We start from the raw sequence: 24,979 nt of genomic DNA on the forward strand, positions 1-24,979 counted from the left end.
CTGCAACTTATCCAAACTGCCAAAAACCAGCTTTTTCTCTGACTTTGGCATCCATTTTCGCAACTTCCCCCGCATCCTGCTCCGCCGCCGACCAGCCCCAAATTGGTTTGCCACGAGCGGCACGACGAGGCCAACACTGATGACGATCGGTACCCCGGGCAACTCTTCCAACATGCACAACGCCAACGAATCGGCCGCTAAGCGGCGTGATGATCGTCGCCGCCGCAGCGGATCTTCCTTGTTGGGAGGTCAATCACGACGCGGGAAAACGCAACGTGCCAAGCTGGAACGACGCCTCCAGTCGCAATCGCTCGAAGCTCGCCAATTGTTGGCTGGGCCCGAGTTGGTCGCGATCCAGCCCAACGCATCGGAGCTGATCGACAACAGCAGCACGATTCGTCCGGTCAATGGCCTCGAGCTTTTGAACGTGTCGCCGAATGAGCTGACGTTCCGTTTCGATGACGATTCGTCGATCGATCCAACCACACTCGGAACGGCTGACAATCCGCTTGCGATCAGCGTGACGCGTGCGGGCGAAGACGGTGGGTTTGAAGCGGCGACGGCCGTGACGGACTTCAACACCAATGGGAATGTGTTGCTCGAGTTCCGCGCCTCCGCGGCTGGTGTCAGTGGCAACGGAACAGTCGTCACCCTGACCGGGACGTCTCGTTCGCTGACGACCGCTCCCGTGATCATCACCCAAGATCCTGAGAACAAAACGCTCAGCATCAACCTGAACTCGAACCCAAGCCGCCCGGCAACCGTTCGTGATCTGACGCTTGCACTGCAAGATTACAACGCCACGCAGCGGAACCTAAACCGCGAGACCGTCGCCGACGGTTTCCAGGTCAGCGGCCCATCGTCGACTCCGATCGGCCCAGCGGTTGCCAGCAACCCAGTTTCGCTCACGTTGTCAGGTGCCAACGCCGCACAATCGGTCACCGACTTGGGTCTGGGCAATGCCTTCAGCACCAAGATCGTTGCCAACCAATCAGGTGTTGGTGGACAAGGCATCTCAGTCATCGTTCAGTCGCGTGACTTTGGTGGCCCAACGGCTCCGTTGGTTTCCGTCAGTGGCAAAATCATCACGGTTCAGGTCAATCGCAACGCGTCGAGCCCCACGACCGTGGCTGAGTTCATCGATGCACTCAACAACACGCCCACCGCAGCGGAATTGGTCACCGCGACCCAAGAACGCGGAAGCACCAGCCAAACGATTGGCACCTTCGCGGGCACGCTGCCGTTGACAGGCGCGACGGACACTCCCGTCAATGCGGGCTACATCGGTTTGGGCAGCAACCCCAACGAAGTCGTCTTCCGTTTCGCTGAACCACTTCCTGACGATGCCTATCAAGTCGAAATCTTTGGTGCCGGCGATCGTGCTTTGCGAAACCTCGCGGGCGAAGCGTTCAACGACGGTGTCGACTTTGCCGTTCCATTCATACTGAACAAACCACCGCAAGTTTTGGCAGTGGTTCCGGAACCAATCGACGTCGACAACCAAGGCCAACGCACACCTCGATTGAACATGATCGATGTGTACTTCACCGAAGATGTCAACGTTGCCGAACTGACGACTCAGTCCGAGTTGTTCCAACTGATTTACACCCGCGACACCGTCACGGGAGCAGACGACGACGTCTTCACTCCTACGGCAATCGCGTCGATCGCTGGCAAACCGAACGCGGTTCGATTGACCTTCGATGACTTTTTGAACGACGGCAACAGCAACTTCAGCTTCTCCGAAGTTCCTGACCTGACGCAACAAACCAATCCACCGATGCCGATCGATCAGTTGCCCAAGATCTCGGGCGCGATCCGATTGAAAGTCGGCAACGACAGTGCCTTGCCAATGACGCCGGGCAATGTTTCGGTTGCTGGCGATGCAGGCGACAGCTTTGACACCGCATCGGTCATCAACAACCTGGCGGGAATTGGCCAAGGCCAAACCGCCAGCGTTCGCCTGACTGGTGGCGAGATCGACAACCCCAATCCCAACGATCCTCTCTACACGCTCGATTTCCCAGGTGGAACCGACTACCAAGGTGTTCGAAATCTTCGTGAGGATGACCCAAGTCGCTTGGAACGCACCGTTCCTTTGGATGTGTGGCGTCGTGGTGCGGACACGTTTGATGGCGTGACAACCGCTTACTACAACTTCCCGACCAGTTGGTTGGGCGACGATCCCAGCAGCAGTGGCCTGGACCTCGACAAGACTTACATCAACCAAATCACCGCGGAACAACAGCAACGCGTTCGCGAAGTCATGTCGCTGTTCAGCGAATACTTGGGCGTTCAGTTTGTTGAGATTGGCGACACCGCATCGGGTGCCGTCACCAGCATTCCATCGGGAAGTCCTCTGCTGAGCATCACCCTGGGTGAGCTTTACGGCAGCGTTGACGACAACCTGACCGTGAACAGTGCCGTTGGTGGCGTGACGTTGGACACGCGTCCATTGGACATCAACGGTCAAACGTTCTTGGGCGTTGATCCCAATGCGGCTTCCATTGGCGACCGCCAGCTTTTGGTGATGGACGCGCAAGACTTCGACGCCAGCGTCGATGACCAAACCGGAGGCGAGTTCTTCCGCGGTGCGTTCTTGGGTGTCGGCCAATTGCTCGGCTACGGTTACTCCGATCACCTGCCGCAACCTGTCACGCAATCAACCGGATCGGTTCTCGATGGTTTGAACCCCGAGTCACCCGACGTGGTCGACTCATCGTCGCAACTGGGAGACGCGAACGAAGCGTTGTTCCCAAGCCCATCGGACATCGTCAACGGACAATACTTGTTCCGTCCCGAAGCCAACGACATCGACCTTTATCGATTCGAGTTGACGGAACCGGGCAAGCTCTCCATTTCGACAGTGGCTCAACGCCTGAGTCTTTCCAGCACGCTGGACACCGCCCTTCGCCTGTACAAGCAAGTCGGTGCTGACGAGTACGTCGAAATCGCGGCCAACGACGACTACTTCAGCGACGACTCGTTGATCGAAATCGACATTCTGGAAGCTGGCGACTATGTCGTCGGTGTCAGTGCCTCAGGCAACAATTCGTACAACCCTGTGATCGCCGGAACCGGTATCGGTGGCGTGACCGAGGGCACCTACGAATTGGTTATGTCCTACGAAACGGCCGCGTCCAGCAGTTTGTTGGACACTCCGGTCGGTGGAACAGCAGCACAACCGCTGGACGGTGACGCCGATGGTCAACCTGGCGGCGAATTCAACTTCTGGTTCAACCCAACCAATCCCGACGCCGTCATTTATGTCGACAGCGTCACGGGAACCAATTTGCCCGACCGCGACTTCACAACGAACGATGTCAATCAGTTCGACTTGTTCGTCACGATGGGCACGCCAACCAAGCCTGTTGCTGAGATCGACGACGCGATCCGTTTGGCTGAATTCCGTTTGAACAACGGCGGCACGCCCGTCACCAAGATTCGTGTGATCGGTGGCGGCAGCTATGAAATCGGTCGTTCGGACTTCGGCAACGCTTTGAAAGACGGTTCCAGCCTCGATGTTCCACAGGACATCGCGTTGGTCATCGACGGTGGTTCCGAATTCAAGATGTCACGCAGCCGAATTGGCGTTGGCAGTACCTCCGAATCAGTCGATCGCAGCAACTCGTCACTGCAAATCCTGGGCACACCTTACGACGCGGTCTCGTTCGTTGGACTGAACGGCCAAGTCGGCTCATGGGGCGGCATCGATCTGCGTGGAGACATCGACTACGCCGACGACAGCAAAATCAATATGGAAGACAACGCGGTCTTCCTGAACCACATCCAATACGCCGACATCCAACACGGTGGTGGTCAAGTTTCGGTCGACGGTCAAACGCTGACCATCTCGCCAATCGAGTTGGCAGACGTTCGCGCCACGATCCTGAACAACCAAATCCGCAATTCGGCCCAAGCCGCCATTGCCGCGACGCCAAACACGTTCGAAGAAACCCGATTCGACGAATCGCAGTACCAAAATCAAGTCGCCCCCGGTGCCTCGACTCCTTCATACTTCACCAGCGATGTCACCCGCGTTGGGCCTCACATTCGCGGCAACGTCCTGACGAACAACTCCATCAACGGGTTGCAAATTCGTTTGTTGACACCGACCGGTGGTGACTTGCAATCACTCGACGTCAACGCTCGGTTCGATGACACCGACATCGTTCACGTCCTGACCGAGAACTTGTTGATCGAAGGCAATCCCGGTGGCGTCAACGCTGCGAACGAAGCACCCAGCGTGTTGCTGGTTCGCACCGCTACCACAGCAACACCAGCCGCAGCGGATGGACTGGACGCGGGCAACTATGTCTACCGCATGACCTTCGTCGATCAGAATGGATTCGAATCGACACCGAGCGACAACACCTCAGCCGTGACCGTCGCCGCGAATGGTTCGGTTCAATTGTCGGGACTGCCAACCGTTTCCGCCTCCAGCGATTTCTCCGGTCGTCGCCTTTATCGTGCAACCGTGGACGCCAACGGAAACCCTGGTGAGTTCCGACTCGTCGGTCGATTGAACACCAGCGACACGTCGTACCGTGATTCGACTGCCGAAGGCAGCAACATACTGAACCCGAGCATCATCGCGGGCACATTGTTGGCTGGTGCCAGCAGCACGATCCAAACCAGTTCGGTGCCAAATCCGGCGGCGGGCGGAACCGGAATGGTGGAACCGGGGCAATACGTTTACCGCTTCACATTCGCGACCGCTGATGGCACCGAAGTCGGTCCAAGTAGCGAATCGCAAATCATCGAAGTCATCGATGAAGGTTCGATCAGCGTATCGGGAATCCCAGCCGCTCCAGCGGGCAGCGGATTCGCATCGCGAATCGTCTACCGTGCGGAAGTCTCCAGCAACGGAACCGTTGGCGAGTACCGTCAAGTCACCGTGCTCAACGCTTCGCAAACGTCCTTCACCGACGCCGCATCGATCGGTACGGATCGCTTGGATCTGTTGACCATCACGGCTCCATTGCAAGCCCGCGCCGGTCGTCTCGATCCAAGCTTGGTGATCGATCCAGGCATGATCGTCAAACTCGATGGTGCACGCATCGACGTGACCTTCGGATCGCACTTGTACGCGGAAGGCACCGCGAAAGAACCGATCATCCTGACCAGTCTGAACGATGACCGGTACGGGACCGGTGGAGCGTTCAACACGAACAACATCGCTCAAGGCACTAACGACGGACAGAACGAACTGTCACCTGGTGATTGGTCGGGCATCTACTTGGCCTTCGGAGCGGACGCATCGTTCGACCACGCGGTGCTGGCCGGCGGCGGTGGCACCTCGCGAATCGAAGGTGGTTTTGCCAGCTTCAACGTGTTGGAAGTTCATCAAAGTGGTTTGCGTGTCGCCAATTCGCGATTCGAAAGCAACGCCGATGGCCGTGGCTTCTTGAACGACAGCGGGAACGACAACAACAATCCTGACGACCCACGCGAACAACGCGTCGGACGGGTCAACAACGCCAGCGGCACGGTCTTCGTCCGCGGTGCTCAACCAGTCGTTGTGGACAATGAGTTCATCGACGGCAGTGGCCCTGCCTTGACGTTTGACGTCAACAGTTTCTCATGGCAAGAAGTCACCGACCCAGGCCGCTCGACCGCGTCGCGCGACTTTGGAATCGGTTCTCCGGTTGAAGACAGCCTCAATCGCTATGAGATCTCCGGCAACAGCGGTCCATTGATCGCTGGCAACGAAATCGATTCCGCGACTGTTTCCGATGAAGACGTCGCGGCGGGAATCATCACCGCTGGACTGAACGGGTTGGAAGTTCGCGGCGGCAGCGTCGCGACCGAAGTTGTTTGGGATGACACGGACATCGTCCACATCGTTCGCGACATGATCGAGATCCCGAACCAACACATCTACGGTGGGTTGCGTTTGGAAAGCGACGCTCGTGGATCGCTGGTTGTGAAGTTCCAGAACCAAGACCTCGACGTGGAAGACGTGTTGCTGCGTCGCCAAGCCGGCATCGTGGCTGGTGGTACGCTGCTGACCGCAGAAAACGAAATGCTGGACATCGCCGATCGCATCGGTGGCAGCTTGCAAATCGTTGGCCAACCTGACTTCCCAGTCGTCCTGACCAGCTTGCTCGACGACACCGTTGGTGCTGGCTTCACGCCCGACGGCATGGCCAACATCGACACCGATAACAACGGTGTTCGTGTGGATGCCGACGGCAATCCCATCTCGATTTTGACCAGCGATTCAGGCAGCGGACAAGAAACGCCAGCCTTGTTGCCGCTCGGCCAAGAATACGACCGAACCGATCGCACCGAAGTCGACAACGGCACGACGATCGACAACGACATCGATCCCAACTCGCCCGGTTACCTGAACACAACTGTGCTCGGCGGCGGCGAACTTCAGAACGTCGTTGTCACTGGAATCGACCAGAACAACGGCGGTGCTTTGCTGGCCCAGCAAAACTACGCGTTCCTGTACACGACCTTCATCGAAGTCACCAGCGACACCGGTGATCGCACACGCATTCCATTGATCAACGCGTTTGGTCCCAACGACAACCCGAACCCGATCTTGGTTGGTCCCGACCGAGTTCGCAGCAGTGGTGTCTTCACCGCGTTCGGCCGCGAAATTCGATTCACTGCTGAAACGTTCATCGTTAACAACCGCGCGGTTGCTTACACCAAGCTCGACTTCGAAACCGTCGACGGTGCAAACTTCACCGCCGGAAACATCGGTGCGATCCGAGTCATTAGCTATCTCGATCAAGGTGTCACCGCCGACGATGCGGATGTTCTCTATCAAATCGGAACGCCTGGCCAGGCAGACTTCCGCTTGATGACATTGAACGAAACCGCTCGCGTTGGATTCACTCACGGTGGTGTCTACGAAAACGATTCGATCAACCAGTTCAATGCTTCGTACAGCGGCTGGGTTACCGATGATGCGGGCGATCTGCTCAACCGTCTGAACAATGTTCAAACCGGTTTCAACTTCGACATTGCGGTCGATATTAATGGCGACATCCCGGGTGCGTTCGGACCAGTTGCTGGCTCGGCAAACTTCGACGGCGTCTCCGATGGCACCACCGCAATTAGCCAGAACGGCCAACCAGCCGACATCGAAACCGCTCACGTGTGGCAACTCAGCGGCGGCACCGATGCCGCTCGATTGACGTCGTTCGTCGAGTGGATTCCATTCGATCCAGCCAATCCCGCCAGCATCACATTGCCACAAAGCATCGACGGTGCCGGATCATGGGACGGGATCACGATTCGCGAAGCCGCTTCGGACTCCAACGTTTCGGTCACCAGCGAGAACGAACCGGGCAACGTCGGCAACAGCGACACCAATGCGACTCCTGCGACCTCGCAGTACCTGGGCGAACTCGCTCCTTCGATCGCAGCCGGTGACGAATCCCGTCGCATTGGCTTGATCGTCGAAGGCGAAATCAGCAGCCGCGGTGACGAGGATGTTTATGCCTTCGTCGCAGAAGCGGGCACGCAAATCTGGCTCGACATCGACCGCACGAATTCGAACCTCGACACGGTCATCGAACTGATCGATGCCAACGGCAACACAATCATTCTGTCGGACGACTCGCTCGAAGAAGCTCGTCAGATCGAAGAGTTGCTCTCCGTCGACCCGACCGATCCAAACGCCGCCGCACGTCGTGCCGCTCTGCGTGAAGAAGTCGCTCGTCGCAGCGGTGGTGGCTTGAACGGCTACGACATCGATCAAGTGTTGGGACTCGGCACCACGTTGGTGGACGCAACCGCCGACGACTCGATGTTCCAAGACAACTACTCAACCAACGCTCGCGACGCAGGCATGCGAATCACCCTGCCGGGCACTGTGGGACAGCGTTTGCTGTATCACGTTCGTGTTCGCAGCGGACTGACCGACACAGCCGAAGACGTGACTTTGGCCGACGGTGGCGGATTCCTGACCAGCGGCGATTCGCTGGGCAAAGGCCGCACCACGGGCAGCTATCAACTGCAAATTCGCTTGGGCGAAGACGACGTGTTCGCGGGAACACAAGTTCGCTACAGCGACGTTCGTTTCGCGACCAACGGCGTTCAGGTCATCGGTGGTCCGATGCACAGCCCATTGGCCGGCGACGACTTCGAAACCGAGTCGACCAACAACACGCTTGCTGACGCTCAACGTTTGGGATTGTACGACGGTCAGTACACCTCCGACGGAACCATCACGACGTTGGCCGATGGCAGCATCGTGATCAACCGTGACTCCGGTGGCATTGACCGCGTCGACATCGACCTGCAAAACGCTGCGGGTCCTCTGTCCAGCGACAGCCTGTCGAAGAACATCTCGGGATCGTTGACCGACGGCGGCGACGTCGATTGGTTTGAATTCGAAATCGACTACAAACAGCTCACGCGAGACGACGCGGCGTTGTACTTGGCGACCGTCTTCGACCTCGACTACTCCGACGGTTTGGCTCGTGCCGACACCGCTCTGTATGTTTTCAACTCGCTCGGCGAGCTGGTTCTAATCGGTGGCGACAGCAACGTTGCCGACGATCAAACTTCCGCCGGTGCAGGCTACGACCCATCCGATCTAACGCGTGGATCGTTCGGCAATGCGGATCCATACATCGGTTCCGCTGAGCTTCCTGAAGGCACCTACTACGTCGCGATTTCAAATCAATCGCGTCAACCTGCTGTCTTGGATCAATTCACCAACCGCGACACCGCCAACCCGTTGTTGCGTCTGGAACCGGTCGACTCGATCCAACGCATCGCGGAAGAGAACTTCTCCGGTTCGAGCTTCTTCTATCCAGGCACCGCGTCGACTCCCGTTCAGCCAGTCCTGTTCGATAACGACTCGATCCTCGACTACTCGCTGGATGACGTTGTCTTGTACGTCAACACTGGATCGACGTTGTTCGTCGTCAATCCATTCACCGGCGAAACCTACGGCACGATCGGCAACTTCGGTGACGAAGTTCGCGACATCGCGTTCACGGCCAATGGAGAACTGTTCGCCTACACGGGCTACGACGATCGCCCCGCCGGCGACACCACGTGGACTTACAATCGAATCGACACCGCGACGGGCCAGCTGAGTGCTCCGCTCAGCGTGGGTGCTGGCATCGAAACGTTCCACAACTTGGACGCGGAAGATCCACCAGCCCAGCAGATCCTGGACGAAGCCAGCGATGATGGAATCGAAGTCGAAGCCATCACGATTCGCGCCCGCTTCGGTGCTGAAACAGGCTTCTTCATCGGCAACCGTCCAACCGCTCAAGACGGTTTGGATTACATCGACAACATCCTGTACACCTTCAACGAAGAAACCGGTGAAGCAACTGGACCGGTCTTTGACCTTGCTCTGTTCAACGCCGGTGCCGGTACAGACCGTCGTGAAGTCGGTGCGATCGACACATCGATCCCGGTCGGAAACCAAGACACTCAGTTGGGCATCGCCGATGCAACCGCCAACAACGCCAGCGGTTTGCCTGTGGCTCGTCTGTTCGATGGCGACACTTTCAGCCTGACCAACGGTACCGAGACGGAAACGTTCGAGCTGAATCAAGGCTTCACGATCTTGGCCGCATCGCCAGCGGACGCCTCGACTGGTGCGACCCTCCCTAACGCCGCGATTCCGATCGCGACGGACACGACGTTGGACCCCGCCAGCATCGTCAACAACACGTTGTTGACGGTTGAAACACCCGGCAACGCTCCCGTGACCTTCCAAATCACGGACTCCACCGCGGCGATTCCACCGGGCAACATCCGCGTGCCACTGGATCGCACGTCCGATGCGGTTGTCTTCATCGACACGCTGGCATCGATCATCCGCCAAGAAGGTATTCCAGTTTCCGCCAAGGGAACACAATTGGCGCTGCCAACCGCGACCAACGTTCAGCTGACAGGCCCGGGTGCCACGGCAGCGGACGGAATCGCATTGGTCGGAACCAACAACGTCACCGCCGGTAACATCGCGGTCACCTTGTTGCCAACAGACACTGCCGAAACGATTGCCTTCCGCATCTCGCAAGCAGTCCAAGCGGCCAACACGGGAGGCTCCTTGCCAACCGTCACCGCAACACCGCAAGGCAACTCGCTGGCCATCACGGGGGCGATCGCCAACGTCAGCAGCGTGACCGGAGCTCTTCGTGCCGGTGGTTCGCCAAACGGCGGCACCATCACTGGCATCGAGATGATCGGCAGCGACTTGTACGGCGTCAGCGACAATGGTGGCTTGTACTTCGTGCCAAGCAACCAGCTCAACGGGACGGGCGCCCGCTTCGTTGGCAACTATGTCTCGACCGCCACCGACTTGCTCGGATTGAACTTCACCGGCCTTCGTGCCGGTCCAAACAGTGTCGAAGACGGTGCTTACAGCGACATTTTGTTCGGCACGACCAGCAACGGCCGCATCTATGCCTTCAACACACTTGGTGAATTGCAGCCCATCTTCGCCGGTGGCCGCAACTTCATCGAGACTGGCATCTTCGGTGCTCTGGGTCTCGACTTCAGCACGCTGGATTACAACTTGTGGCACGTCGCCGGGGCTCGTGCCGACGACGACGGTCATGGTTACAACCAAACCTTCAGTGACACTCGCGTCGGTTACACCGGCGGCAACTCGCTGCAGTTCAACTACACCGCGGGTGCCTTCAACGGCAACTACAACTTCGGTGAGGCACCTGTTCAGAACCTGAACACGGTCAACGAAAACGTCCGCCAGGACGGACAAGACGTCCAAAGCACGTACAACCTGCCTGGTGGTGCCAAGGGTATCGTACAATCCAACGCGTTCAGTTTGGAAGGCTATGCGTCGGCTGACTTGCCGACGATGTACTTCAACTACTTCTTGGAAACGGACGGCGTTGACGACGACTCTGCCGGTGACAACGACGATGATTTGTTCGCGGAAGATCGCGACACCATGCGTGTCTATGTCATCGATGAGTTCGGTGTCGAGCACTTGGTCGCAACAAACAACGAAACTCGTGGCAACTTTGACTTTGACGACGAGTTCGATGATCCGGCTCCAGTCGGCGTGTACGACGATGACATCGACGTGGACGTTCAGCAATTGTTCGACAACACGGGAACCTGGCGTCAGGCTCGCGTGCCACTGAACGAGTTCGCTGGTCAGAGCAACCTTGCACTGCGAATTGAGTTCTCATCCGCCGGCACGACCGCGACGAACACCGCCGAAATCCGCACGGTCGCCGCGAGTGGACTGACTGATGGTGAAACCTTCACGATCGGTGGCCAACTGTTCTCGGTCGACCTGTCGCCAACCATCGCGTTCCCATCGGGCGCTCAACTGTCGCAACTGTTCAACAGCGGTGCGACCGCCGAAGCAACCTTCACCGTCGACGGCCAAGAGTACATCTTGACCGACGGAACACGCACCGTGTCGGCCGGCCAAATTGAAATCGATGTGACCGACGGGCAACCCACCGCCCTGGCCACGTTGACTGCGGCCGACGTCGCCGCTGCTGTTAGCACCACGTTTGACACCAGCGTCAATGTTCAGCGATTGGTCCCATCAGGTGCCCAGCTCGCGGTCTTCTATCAGAACAACCCGGACGAATTCAGCACCGTCTTCATTAACGGCAACGAATACTTGTTGGACGATGGCTTCCGTGACACCTCCGATGCCACCGCCCAAATCACCGGCACCGCGTTGATTCCAGTCGACGTTTTGGCTGTCTATCAAACCTTCGAAGATGCTGACCCGGATGTCGAACAATTGGTCGACTTGTCGCAAGAAGACGTCGCTCGTGTCCTGTCCGCTGTCATCGGCGAAACCGATGGAACGGTCGACTACGATCAACTCGTCCCAACCGGCAACCAGTTGTCCGCTCTCTACAGCGACGCATCGGAAACCTTCGTCATCGAGATCGATGGTGTCGAATATGTGCTGAACGATGGCACACGTTCGATCCAAACCGGTCAAGTCTCAGTCGCGATCGCCGACTTTGCTCGATCGGACATTGGTGCTGAATTACAAGCCGTCGTCCAGCAGAACACCGGCGTCCAGTCGCCTCAGTTCACAACCGTTGACAACTTTGACTTCAGTGACGCGTCCGACCCCGTCGATCCATTCGGCAACCCCAACCCAGTGGGTGCTGTGGGCCGGAACGACTTGCTGTTCCAAGCAACACCGCTTCCGTACACCGATGGCAACACCGAAGTCTCCGGTCGTGGAACGCTCGGAACCGTCACGACGACGGGCGTCACCAACCTCGGCGATGTGGACTTGTCCAGCGTCGAAGTGGCTGCCGGAACAACGATCACCGTCAGCACGCTTGCAGATAACCCAGGCATCGACCTGAATGTTCGCTTCTTCGATGCAACCGGAGTCGAACTACGCAGCCCAACCGGTGGATTGCTCGCGATCGAAAACACAGCCAACGGCACCGTGTCCGTCACGGCTCCTTCGGACGGTGTGATCTACATTGGAATCAGCGGACCTGAGAACGGGGACTATGACCCACGCGTTTCGGGAACGACCAATGCGGCCCAAGTCGGCGGCTACGACGTCAGCGTTTCGATCAACCCACAACTGGACGTTCGTGCGAACTCCTCCGTGGTCGAATTCAACGGCGTCGGTTCGGTTTCCGTCTCCACCGGCAGCGGCCTGCGAGTCGGATCGCAGAACGCTCTGCCAGGAATCCCGATCCGGATCAGCCAATCGGCGACCTCGCAAGAAGTTGCGGAAGCCGTTCGCCAAGCGTTGGCCAACCGATTCACCGATGGCAATGAAACACTCATTCCATTGGCTGGATCCGCGGTTCGCCTGCCGAACCTGACGATCAATGACTCCGGACCATTCGCGTCGACCGCCCAACGATATGGCGACCAATTCGGTGCCAACGGCCAAGGTGCAGCCGCCGACAACGAAGGCAACGGAGCGTTCATCGACGACATCATCATCGGATTCGCCGAACGCGGCGAAATGGTCAGTGCGGCCAACCCGATCGGTGCCAACGAAGACTTCGTGCTGGATCAGTCGGTCAACTTGACCACCCCGGCTCAGCCGACTCAGCCAACCGTCTCGGGTTCCTATCAATTGGAAATTCGCGACGCGTCGGAATACGTCAGCAGCGGCGAAGTCCCTGCTTTCACACCGCAAGTCCAACGCAACGGAAACGGCACCGCCGTGCAAGTCGCTGTTGCAGCAGACGGAACGCAGGTGCAAGCCAATGCGAATGGTCAGTTCTTGGACGGCACCGGTGCAGCTCTGGATCTCACCGGCTTCACCGGCCCATTCGGAATCAGCATCGATGATGGATCGCTGGTTGCCCTGGACGTCTCCGGAGAGCCGATCCAACTTCGCGGTGTCGCCTTCGACGCTCGCTTCCGAACCTTCGACACCAACGAACGGCTCGACAGCGGCATCACGTTGACCGCCCTGCCCGCTTCGGAAATCGAAGACGGAGCGACGTTCACACTGGCCGACGCCAACACTCGCCTGACGTTCGAATTCGACATCTTGAACGACTTCGGTGCCAGCGATGGATTCGTCAACGATGACAACCGAGTCGTCGTCCGACTGCCACGCACCGCTTCGGCCGCCGAAGTCGCCAACGAAATCATCCGCTTGATCAACTCCAATCAAGTCCAAGCGGTCATCGACGGCAGTGCCACTCGGTCCAACGGCACCGTGCCTCCGGCCAGTGCCAGCTCCGCGAACGCGTTGGTCAACGCTGACACCCGAATCAACTTATACGGTGACCTCAGCATTCGACCTGACACGGCCGGACGCCCCACTTTCGAGAACATCGAAATCGCGGATCTGCGTGGTGACTCCAACCGCGTCGACGAGTCACAAGGCGTGATCATGATCGAGAACAACCGGTTCTTGTTCAGCTCCAACGCCGGTGTCGATATCAACCGTGACGCTTCCGCTCGAGTCACTTCGGACGACCTGCGTGACGCCACACCGTCGATCCTGACCTACGCTCGCAGCTTGATCGAACTCAACACCGAGAACTTGATTCCAGGTGTGGTCGTTCAGAACAACGTCATCGCGTTCAACGCTGACGCCGGAATCCGAATCACCGGGTTGGACGGCAATGGTGCCTCGGCACAGGACCCGGTCGGCTTCGACCGTATCGTCAACAACACGTTGGTCGGCGGCCCCATCCAAAGCGGTGCGGAACTCGGCCCACAAGTTTTCGAATCGATCTTGTTCGACCAAGGCGGCATCTCGTTCGCCGATGCGGTTGTACAAGACACACTGTCGCTCGGCCCAGACGTGAGCTCGGAATTCACGGATTCCGAAGCCGCCTTGGGATCGCCTGATTGTCACGGAATCGGTCCTGAACCAACGTCCGGGCAATTCACGTTCTCGCTGGGATCCGGCGGACAAGCGACCTTCCTGTTCCAAGACAACTTGTTGGTCGGCGACGGAACCTCCGCTCCCGACTTGGTCATCTTCGAATCGGGAACGCCCGAACGCGTTGCGGTCGAAATCAGCCGCGATGGCGTGACGTTCTTCTCCGTTGGCCAGATCTTCGGCTCTGACAACACGATCGACTTGGATTCCTTCGGCTTTGGCCCGAACGATCAATTCGGCTTCGTTCGCCTGACTGACTTGTCCACCTCGGGCACGTTCGAATTCGGTGCCGCAGGTGCTGACATCGACGGCATCGGAGCGATCTCCACGATCGCTCGTGAGATCTACACACCCGGCAGCCAAGGCATCGTTGTTCAACAGAACTCGGCTCCGACGATCTTGAACAATATCGTTGCGAACTTCCAAACCGGAATCGCAATCGCGTCACCGCAGAACAATGTCCCCGGTGACGTGGATGTCTCGAACGACCTGACCGTCGTTGGTGGCAACACGTTCTTCCGGAACGCAAACAATGCGACTGCGGGTGACACGGGACTGTTCTCACAATTCATCAGCCCGTTCCAACAGATCTTCGTTGACCCGGTCAACTTGGTGTTCACACCACAAGCCGGCACGGCAACGATCGACAGCGGCATCAGCTCGCTGGAAGATCGTTCGTCACTCGAAACCGTTCGCGGTGCGATTGGATTGCCACCAAGCCCGATCATCGCTCCGGTCTACGATCTCAATGGACAACTCCGAACAGATGATCCAAACGTCGCCTCTCCAAACGGCCTCGGTTTCAACGTCTTCGTTGACCGTGGAGCCGAAGAACGTGGCGACAATGACGGACCTCGCTTTGTTGTCACCTCACCTCGCGGAGACGACCTGTTCAACTTGGCTGGTCAAGCCTTCAGCGTGGGAACGATCAACGACGCGTTTGAAATCCAACTCATCGACGGAATCGCACCTGCCGACGCTGCTCCTGGCGTTGGCATCGATGACTCGACCGTTCGCTCCGAACTGGTTCGTGTCACCCGATTCTTCTCCGACAGTTCCGAAGTTGAACTGCTGTCCGAAGGCGTTGACTACCGATTCAGCTACGAGCCCGGCGACAACAAAATCCGCCTGACTCCGATCGGTGGCGTGTGGCCGAACAATGCCACCTACACCGTTGAATTGCTTGGCAGCACGCAATCCGGCGACAACGTGGGTGTCTTGAGTGCCGAACAAGGTCGTGTTTACGCCGATGGTGCAACCACGCAGGTCGGCGACAAGATCTTCGAAGCCGACACCGGCATCGGACTGTCGATTCTGCCCAGCGAGTTGACTCGGGTGAATCCGATCACCAACCTGATCGAGTCCAACATCGATGGACAACTCGTGACGATCTTCGATGGCGTCAACGAAGTCACCTTCGAATTTGACACCGAAGCGATCGCCAACGTCGCCGATGGAAACGTCGCCGTTCGATTGCCTGCCGCAGCAACGGCGGAACAAATCAGCGACATCTTCGCTCGTGCGATCAACGCGACTGAATTGCAACTCGTTGCGATTCACATGCAAGTCGACGACGACGCTACGATCGAAACCGGACGTCTGCAACTGCTCGGCACAACCGAAGCCAGCGAAAACAGCTTCGTTTCGTTCGAATCTGACAGCTTCCTGCGTCACACCAACCATGTGTTGGACGTCACGCTGCTGATCACAACCGACAACGGAATCAACAACTTCGACGGTCAACAAGTCTCGATCTTCGACGGACAACAAGAACTGACCTTCGAATTCGATTCCAACGGTGCCGCCGCGGCCAACGCTGACGTGGTTGTCGCGATCCGAGCCGATTCAACCGCCCGTCAAATCACGGCTGAACTGCTCGCCGCAATCAGCACCGCGGGACTCAATGTCGAATCGTCGGGAGCCACCGGCAATTTCCGAATCTCGGGAACCAACGGTCCGATCTCGGTCACCTCGCTGACTGATTCGATCATCGTCGAAGGCAACAGTGAAATCGGAACCTCGTTCGGTTTCGGAATCATCGTGCCATCCGAAGAAGGCAACCTGGCAACGACCATCTCGGATGGTCAGACATTCACGGTCTCGCGTGGAACAGCCGAAGCCGTCACGTTTGAACTCGACTTCGACGGATTCCTCAACGATCCGGACGCGGTTGCGGTGTCGATCGCCGGTGGCGGATTCGGTGGATCGTCGCCCGATCAAGTTGCCAACGCTTTGGTGGCTGCGATCTCGGCCAACATCGTCGGGTTGAACCCCGTCAACATCGGTGGCGGTCGTGTGACTCTGGGCGGCGATGATCAGTACAGCTTGAACCTCGCCAACACCGGTTTGTCACAATCCGGATTTGCGGGGCAACCAGCTTCGATCCCAGTGATCGTGCCTCTGGATGATGTCCGAAGTGCAGTCGTCACTGGACTGGAACAATCCAGCCCAACCAAGTTGGCTGCGATCCAGCCGATCATTGACATTCTGTCCATGTCGCAAACCGGCGAGAAACGAATCGCTGGCTTGTACGGCGAAGCTATCTCGGATGCATTCGCGGCTGAGATTGCTGCTGGCACGATCGTGGTTCAACAACCTGACTCACGCATCTTGATCGAAGGAGCCTCTTTGGTTCGCGGTCAATCTGTGATCAGCGATCGCATCACCGATGAAGTCGGCAACCAACTGCTCGCTGGCGAAGCAATCATCTTCGTGGGCAGCCCGCTCGACTTTGGCGATGCGGCCGACCCTCGCACTCCGGTCAGCGTCGACGACAACGGTCCTCGCCACGTTATCACCGAAGGTTTCCAACTTGGCGACCAAATCAGTGCCGACGCCGGCGGAGTCGACAACGGCAGTGGAACCGCGGACTCGAACGCCGACGGAGACGACGGTGTCGCGATCCTCGGTGCCATGCGACCTGGGTTCTCCACCCAGTTCGTCATCGATGTGCAATCGCCAACTGTTGGTGGAGTCACTCCGGCCTTCTACTTGGACGCTTGGTTCGATTGGAACGGCGACGGAACCTTCGACGAAACCGAAGTGGAACGCTTTGGCAGCATCGGCTCCGGCGTCGCTCGAGTCATCGGAACCGGTGGCACGACCGTCAACATCAACGTTCCGTCGACAGCGGTCACCGGAGCGATCCAAACTCGCTTCCGTTTGTCCAACGAAGCGGGACTGGGATCGGGCGGATTGGCTCAATCGGGCGAGGTCGAGGACTACACGTTCACGATCAACAACAACCCGTACCAGAACCCATCGTTGATTCAAGACGTCAACGCCAGCGGAGCGATCACGCCACTCGACGCCCTGTTGATCATCAACGCGATCAACGCGGCCGACGGCGACATCGATCTGGCAAACATTCCTGCGGGAATCACCTTGCCTCAGTACCCCGATGTCAACGGAAACGGTGTTGTCTCCGCCCTGGACGCCTTGATCGTCATCAACCGACTCAACGAGTTGACCAGTCCTGGCCAAGACCCAACCGGTGCCGGCGAACCATTGCTCGCATCGACGTCGTCCACGACTTCGGTTTACACATCAGTCTCCGACGGCGTGCTGGCATCCAGTGCCACGATCGCATTCGATCCAACCTCGCGAAGCGATGACGATTCTCGATCGTCCGAAGCGGCTGGCGAGCCAATTGTCGAATCGGAAACGAAAATCGTCGCCGATGCGGCCAGCGTCTTCGATTCCGCAGCCGTAATCAGCCTCGATGACGTGGTGGAAACCTTGGCAAGTGATCGGGATCAGGCCGATCAATCCGAGGAATCGGAAATTTCGGCATTGGACTCAATCTTCGCGTCGATGAATTAATCGTCGCGAAGAAAAGCTTCGGCCAGAAATCAATTTTCGCGAGCGTGACGTAAAGTTCGAATGGACGGTTCCCCCCGTATCGATTCGAACCTTGCGTCACGCTCGCTTCTTTTGTTTCTGGATTGAGTTGGGAACAAAATGCACGTTCGCCGGCTCCAAGGAACTAGGAAACGGCGGCCACACACGAATTCAACGCTTTCCCTGCAATCGGCCGACATGCGAAAACGGGCTCCCAGCAAGAAATCCAGCCAACGAAACGCCAGTGCTCGCCGCAAAGCGACCCGGCGACCGCTGACGCTCCAGCCGTTGGAAACGCGGCGAGTCATGACGGCTGGCATTCCTGTCGGAGCCACCACCAGCGACACAGCCGAGTTTTTCCTGGGCAAAATCGCCGTCACGCCGATCTTTCTGGATTCCACCGGCCAAACCGATCCCAAGACCCAAAACTGGACCGAGGGCGAGATCGATGAGGTGATGTCGAAGATCACCACCGGCCTGAATTGGTGGGTCGAGGCCCTCGACCGTCTCGACACCGTTCACACGCTGGAATTCGTGATCGACGACACGTTCGCCAACGATCCGTTGGAAATTCCCATCGAACCGATCGATCGAACCAGCAACAACTACAGCACCTACGTCGGACACTTCCTCAACGAGATGAACATTCCTTCGTCGCTGTCGTTGGACGAAGCCATGTTCGCCTACAACGATTCGCAACGCGAACTGCACGACACAGATTGGTCGTTCTCGCTTTTCATCAGCGATTCATCCGACGACCCCGATGGATTCTTCGCCTCGGGCGGATCCTTCTCCGGTGCCTTCGCATTCCCCGGCGGCTTGTACGTGGTCGCGCCCTCGACTCGCCCGGCGAGAACGTTCGCCCACGAGTTCTCACACATGTTCTGGGGACTCGACGAATACAACGGTGGTGGCTCGTACAACCAAAGCCGTGGCTACTACAACACACCCAACGACAACGCGGCCGACAACCCTACCCCGGGGTTCACTCAACAACCCAGCATCATGGCCGGCGGCAACAACTTGGTGAACGGCTACCAAGACTTCGTCTCCCCCGAGTCCACTTTCGCGATGATCGGATGGCAAGACTCAGACGGCGACGGCATCTTCGACGTGCTCGATGTGCCGCTCAACTTCGAAGGCACCGGCCACTACGATTCCGAAACCAATCAACTGCACTTTCAAGGCGAAGCGTCCTCCGCGACCCTGATCAACCAAAACTCATCGGGACCGCAGAGCGACATCACACTCAATGTCGTCTCCGAACTGCAAGTCTCCATCGACGGCGGCCAGTGGACGACTTTGCAAAGTCCCGACAGCCCCACGGCGACGTTCGACTTTTCGCTCGATGTTCCACCAACAATGACCAGCGTCTCGCTTCGAGTCATGGACGCAGCGACCGGCATCACCAGCCAAACGTTGACCGCCTCACGTTCGACGCCGCTGATCTCCGAAGCACCGGTCGCCGGCTACGTCTACCTCGATGAAAACGGCGATTTCGACCGTAGCGAATTCGAGACTCTGCTCGCGGGAGTCCAATTTGAGGTTTTGGACGTCAATGGAACTGAACTCAACAACGGATCATTCAGTATCGATGATGTCGCATTGGACACCGACATCGCGCCCACCAATGGGATGACCTTCTCAGCAATCGGCGACAACGTCCGCACCAACGTCCAAGTCCAACTGGACACACGGTACATCGACGAGCCGTTGATTCACGTGATGGATGAGAACCTCAATCGTTGGTGGGCCGGACTCGATTCTCGTCTCGGACTCGAAGTCGCCTTCGACGAACCAGTCGGCCATGTCGCCGTCGACATCGTTGGCTTGCAAGACGACAGCTACGGACGAGTCCAAGCCTTTGACTCCGCCGGCAACCTGATCACGCGAACCACCACCGACATTCGCAACACCGCAAACGGCAGTCTCGCGGAAGGTCAAACGTCAACGTTGGTCGTCATCGATCCGCTGTCACAAATTGCACGCATCGAAATCGCTGGTCATGCTTCGACACAGATCGGAGTCACCGGCGTTCGCCACGGCGTCGAACCACAAGTCGTGACCGATGAATCCGGAGCCTTCGCTCAAACCAATTTGCCTGACGGCCAGTACCAACTGCACTGGCAACCCTCCCAGGTCATTCACTCGATCGCTGATGCAACCATCACCGTCGCAGGTGGTGAAATCACATCGGGAGTGACCACAACGGCAGGTCTGGTTTCCGTCGCCGCAACACGAGTCGACAGCCCACGATACAACACGGACCTTGGCGAAGACGTCAACGGCGACGGAGTCATCACCGCCTTGGACGCACTGCAAGTCATCAACGACTTGAACACCAACGGCGATCGATCGCTGTCCTTCGCTGAAACAGCGGGCTTCAAGATCGATGTCACCAACGATGGCAACGTTTCTGCCTTGGACGCACTTCGCGTCATCAACAAACTCAACGAACTCGATGGTGGTTCCGAGCCCGCGGGCGAATACATCGCCTCCACGCAATCGGGCGACGACACAGACTCGTCCGACAATTCGCTCGTCAACACGTTCGCATCGCAAAACGTGCCGCAGCCGACCTTCCGGCAATCGAGCACCAACGACTCGATCTTCCGCGACGACGAAACCCTCGGCGAGATCCTCGCTGTCGAAGACAAAGTGGTCGGCACCAACGCCTGATCTCGCCTTCTTATCAAGTCGCATCCGCAGCGGGACTCGACCAATCGCGGGAGTGCGCTGGTACCGGTTTCAGAATTCAACCGCGCCCACCGGCATGCCAATCCGGTCCGGTTTGAAAGAGCGATTTGAGCTGCGATCGTCACGCTGGAAATTGCCCCAGCGTTGCTGGCGGGTTAGTCTATGGGCCTGAACGTTTCCCCAGTCCCCACCCCGGAAGATCCCGCCATGAGCGACCGACGCGAATTCCTCAAAACCTCCGCCGCTGCCGCGACCCTCACCGCAGCGACCATCTCCAGCCAACCCGCCTCCGCGGCCCCCGCTGGCAGCAACGAACGCATGCGAATCGGCTTCATCGGCCCCGGCGGTCGCGGCTTCGGCGCTCACGTCAAATCGCTCTGTAAACATCATCAAGCGGGCCGCAAAATCGAACTGGTCGCCGTCGCTGAGGTCTTCGAAACTCAACGCGACACGGTCGCCGACTACATCGAAAAGGCCACCAAAACCAAACCGGCCAAGTACGTCGACTACCGCGAGATGATCGAGAAAGAGAATCTCGACGCAGTCTGCATCGGCACCCCCGATCACTGGCACCATCGCCAAACGATCGACGCACTCGAAGCCGGCTTGAACGTCTACTGCGAAAAGCCGATGACCAAAACGGTCCAAGAAGCTTTCGACGTGGAAGACAAATGGCGTGCCAGCGGCAAGGTGATGCAGGTCGGCGTGCAATCGACCAGCCTCCCGGTTTGGAACGAAGTCAATGCGTTGCTTCGCGAAGGCAAACTCGGCAAGGTGCTCGGTTTCCAAACCGAATACTTCCGCAACTCCGACGTCGGCCAGTGGCGTTATTACAAACTCACGCCCGACATGAACCCCAAAACGATCGATTGGAAACGTTGGCTCGGCACCGAACATGATCTCGCCGAAGACGTCCCCTTCGATCGCGAAGTCTACAAGCAATGGCGTCGTTTCTGGCCGTTTGGCAGCGGCATGTTCACCGACTTGTTCGTTCACCGCACCACTTCCATGTTGAAAGCGACTGGCCTTCGCGTTCCCGGCCGAGTCGTCGGCGCAGGCGGGATCTACCTCGAGTACGATGGCCGCGATGTTCCCGACGTTGCCACCGTGGTCGCTGACTTCAACGAAGGTGTCCAAGGCCTGGTCACCGCGACGATGTGCAACGAAGCTTCCCGAGTCAACCAGCTGATCCGCGGCCACTACGGCACATTCGCGTTCGGCAACGGTGAATCCTTCGACGGATTTGACTTCATTCCCGAACGTGGCCCCGTCACACACGTGCGACAGGAAGCCGAGCGGATCACCACCAACCCAATCGACAACACCACAATGGCTCACTTTGCCAACTGGTTGGACGCTTGCGAAGCCGGTGATCCCTCGCTCTGCAACAACCAACCCGACCTGGGTGCCGCCGCGATGTCCGTCGTCAACTTGGGTGCTCAAAGCTACCGGCAAGGCAAAGTCTTCTTCGTCGACGACGACCACAAGATCTCCGACCAAGACCCCGGTTGGGCATCCAAATGGGAAAAGCGATCCGCCAGTGGCGGCCCCGCAGTCCACATTCCCGGATGGGACGCTGGCGACTACGGCAGCACACAACGCGATCCGGACTACATGCAATACGGCGGCCCTTGGATCAACGGCAAAGACCCGTCCGAAGGCTAGTCGCGTCTGAAGGCATAAGCCGAACGCCAAGAAGCAGACCCTCTCCAAACCTTGGAGGTCATGCAGTTTTTAACTGCTGATTTCCGGGCGTTTATCATCATCCTCCCTCTGGGAGGGTCGAGCGAAGCAAGGGGAGGGTCGAGCATTGGATCCAGCGCGTAACCCTCCCCGGCCCGAAGCGGGCCGGGGAGGGTAGAACGAAGCAAATCGACATTCGAGTTTCCAGCAAGCTTTCAGCACATTGACCGTCTTGGCGTCAGCCACTTGTTGATTCAGTAGTCAACGACGTTTGAAAGCACGTAGGACTTTTGAAAGCACGTAGGATGGGCACTCTTGCCCGTCACAATACTGAACGTCAGCCAAGAGTGGCCAACCTACAACAAGCTGTTAGCCAACGTTCCCTCAACACATTAGCCGTTTTGGCGTTAGCCACGGTTCTCCCACTACCCAAACCTACGACTCATCAGCCGTTTGCTTGTGCTCTACCAATCGGCGGTTGTAGGCCGAGATGGTTTCTTTGCGACGCAACATCCCGAGCAACTTGCCGGGCTCATCGATGTCGATCACGGGCAACTCTTCCAAGTTCAACGACGTGAATCGCTTGAGCGCTGTGTTCAGGTCATCCTCCGGCGTCACGCTGACCAAATCGGTGGTCATGACGTCATTGGCAACCGCCAGTCGCCAAATGGAGTCGTTGAACAAATACGTTCGCACATCGTCATCGCTGAAGATCCCAACGATGCGTTTCTGCTTGTCCACCACGGGGAAGTAATGCTGTTGGTTGTCCGCCAAACAGTGAACGATCTCGTCCAGCGTCGTGGCTTCCGGAATCAGTAGGACTTTGCGGTCAGGGTCAAAGACGTCGCCCACCTTCAATCCTTCCAACACATCCACGATGAAGTCACCCCGGTGTGCCTTCGAATCCATCCGAGTGGGGACCTGTCCGCGATACAAGTTCCAACGACTGCACATCACGAAACTCAGCGTCGTCACCAGCATCGTTGGCACCAACAAACCAAAGTCACCCGTCAACGCACGCACCATGATGATCGTTGAGATCGGTGCCCTCGCCACTCCCGCAAAGAATCCCGCGGTGCCGACCACCGCGTAGGCTTCCGGCTGAGTCACAACCCCGGGGAACAAAGCTTGAAAACCGAGCCCAATGGCGGCCCCCAAACAACCGCCGATCACCATCGATGGACCAAACACACCGCCGGATCCGCCCGATCCAATCGTCAGTGCCGTGGTCAAGATTTTCGCGAACACGATGATCATCAACATCGGAATGCCGAGCTGCGCCGCATGGGTCAGTGCCAGCTGCAACGTTCCGTATCCCGTGCCCAACACACCCAGGGCGTGCATGTCGTTGCCCAGCGTCTTGAACAATCCGATTCCAACCAAACCGGCCAAAGCGGCACCGATGGCAGGTTTGACATGCGGCCAAAGCGGCAACGCCTGAAACCGTTCGCGGGTTCCATAAAACAGTTTGACGTAGATCACACCGACGACCGTGACCGCGATTGCCAAGAACGCATACGGCAGCAGTTCCAGAGGCGACGTCAACGTGTGGTGCAGGTCGTCTCCGAACAACGGCAAGTACCGATACTCGATCGGCAACGCTTGCGTGAACAAACTGTATGCAACGATTGATGCGGTCGCGGATGGAACGATGACGTCCGCTTCCATGTCCGCGTCGCTGTAAAGAATCTCGGCGGCAAAGACAGCACCGGCCAGCGGAGCACGAAAGATCGCACCAACACCGGCACCCATTCCCGCTGCCATCAAGATCCGACGGTCTCGCGGCGACAAATGCAATCGATCAGCCAGCATCGCACCCAGCCCGGCACCAACCTGCGAGATCGGACCTTCGCGGCCACCTGAGCCACCCGTTCCAAGCGTGATCGCGGAAGCAATCGTTTTGACCAACGGAATGCGGGCTCGCATTTTTCCGCGGCGATTGTGGAAGGCATCGATGACCGCATCGGCACCGGAGCCTTCCGCCTCGGGAGCGAACCAGTGCACGATGGCCCCCGAAACCAAACCGCCCAAGGTCATCACCAGGACCAGCATCCACGGCGAAAAAACGGAATCCGGCGGCATCACGACGGCTTCTTCGCCGGCAGCCTCCATCGGTGCATAACCGGTGTACTGAGCCATTGCGAATCGCACGACGACTCGGCCCAATCGGTCAAAGACGATCGCGCCGAAACCGACCATCACGCCGACAATGGACGCCAGAACGATCCACTTTCCAGACGATTGCCCGAAGACTTCTAGAAACTCGCGGATCTTTTTCACAAGGCAGGTCGGGGGCGTTCGTCTCGCGGGGGAAGGGACACAGAGTGCGGGCTCGGTGGGATCCCATCAAAGACAAATGCAGGCCGCCCCCAAGCGGCCGTCATTAAAAGGGCCCCAGCCGAAATTTTCCAGGGACTCGTTGCGAATCTTACAAAATGATTTGCGAGGAAG

The 24,979-nt window shown here is 57.9% G+C and carries 4 protein-coding genes; 3 read left to right on the forward strand and 1 reads right to left on the reverse strand.

The genetic code is table 11. The features are described from left to right. Positions 1 to 139 precede the first annotated feature (139 nt). The 3 genes from CEE69_RS29415 (at position 140) to CEE69_RS29425 (ending at position 22,510) form a co-directional block, all read left to right on the forward strand. Positions 140 to 18,130: a GEVED domain-containing protein gene (locus CEE69_RS29415; protein ID WP_099264104.1), complete on the forward strand. Its 17,991-nt coding sequence runs from the start codon at positions 140 to 142 to the stop codon at positions 18,128 to 18,130. 216 nt (positions 18,131 to 18,346) lie between these two features. After that, positions 18,347 to 20,827, forward strand: coding sequence for a dockerin type I domain-containing protein (locus tag CEE69_RS29420; RefSeq protein ID WP_233215774.1), 2,481 nt, complete (start codon positions 18,347 to 18,349; stop codon positions 20,825 to 20,827). Positions 20,828 to 21,052: 225 nt separating this feature from the next. Continuing rightward, a complete protein-coding gene (locus CEE69_RS29425) occupies positions 21,053 to 22,510 on the forward strand; it encodes a Gfo/Idh/MocA family protein (RefSeq protein ID WP_099264122.1) in 1,458 nt (485 codons plus the stop codon). Between the two features lie 453 nt (positions 22,511 to 22,963). Here CEE69_RS29425 and CEE69_RS29430 read toward each other — a convergent pair whose 3' ends face one another. Then, a complete protein-coding gene (locus CEE69_RS29430) occupies positions 22,964 to 24,808 on the reverse strand; it encodes a chloride channel protein (RefSeq protein WP_099264105.1) in 1,845 nt (614 codons plus the stop codon). Positions 24,809 to 24,979: the final 171 nt, after the last annotated feature.

Source organism: Rhodopirellula bahusiensis (genome assembly GCF_002727185.1).
Classification (GTDB): Bacteria; Planctomycetota; Planctomycetia; order Pirellulales; family Pirellulaceae; genus Rhodopirellula; species Rhodopirellula bahusiensis.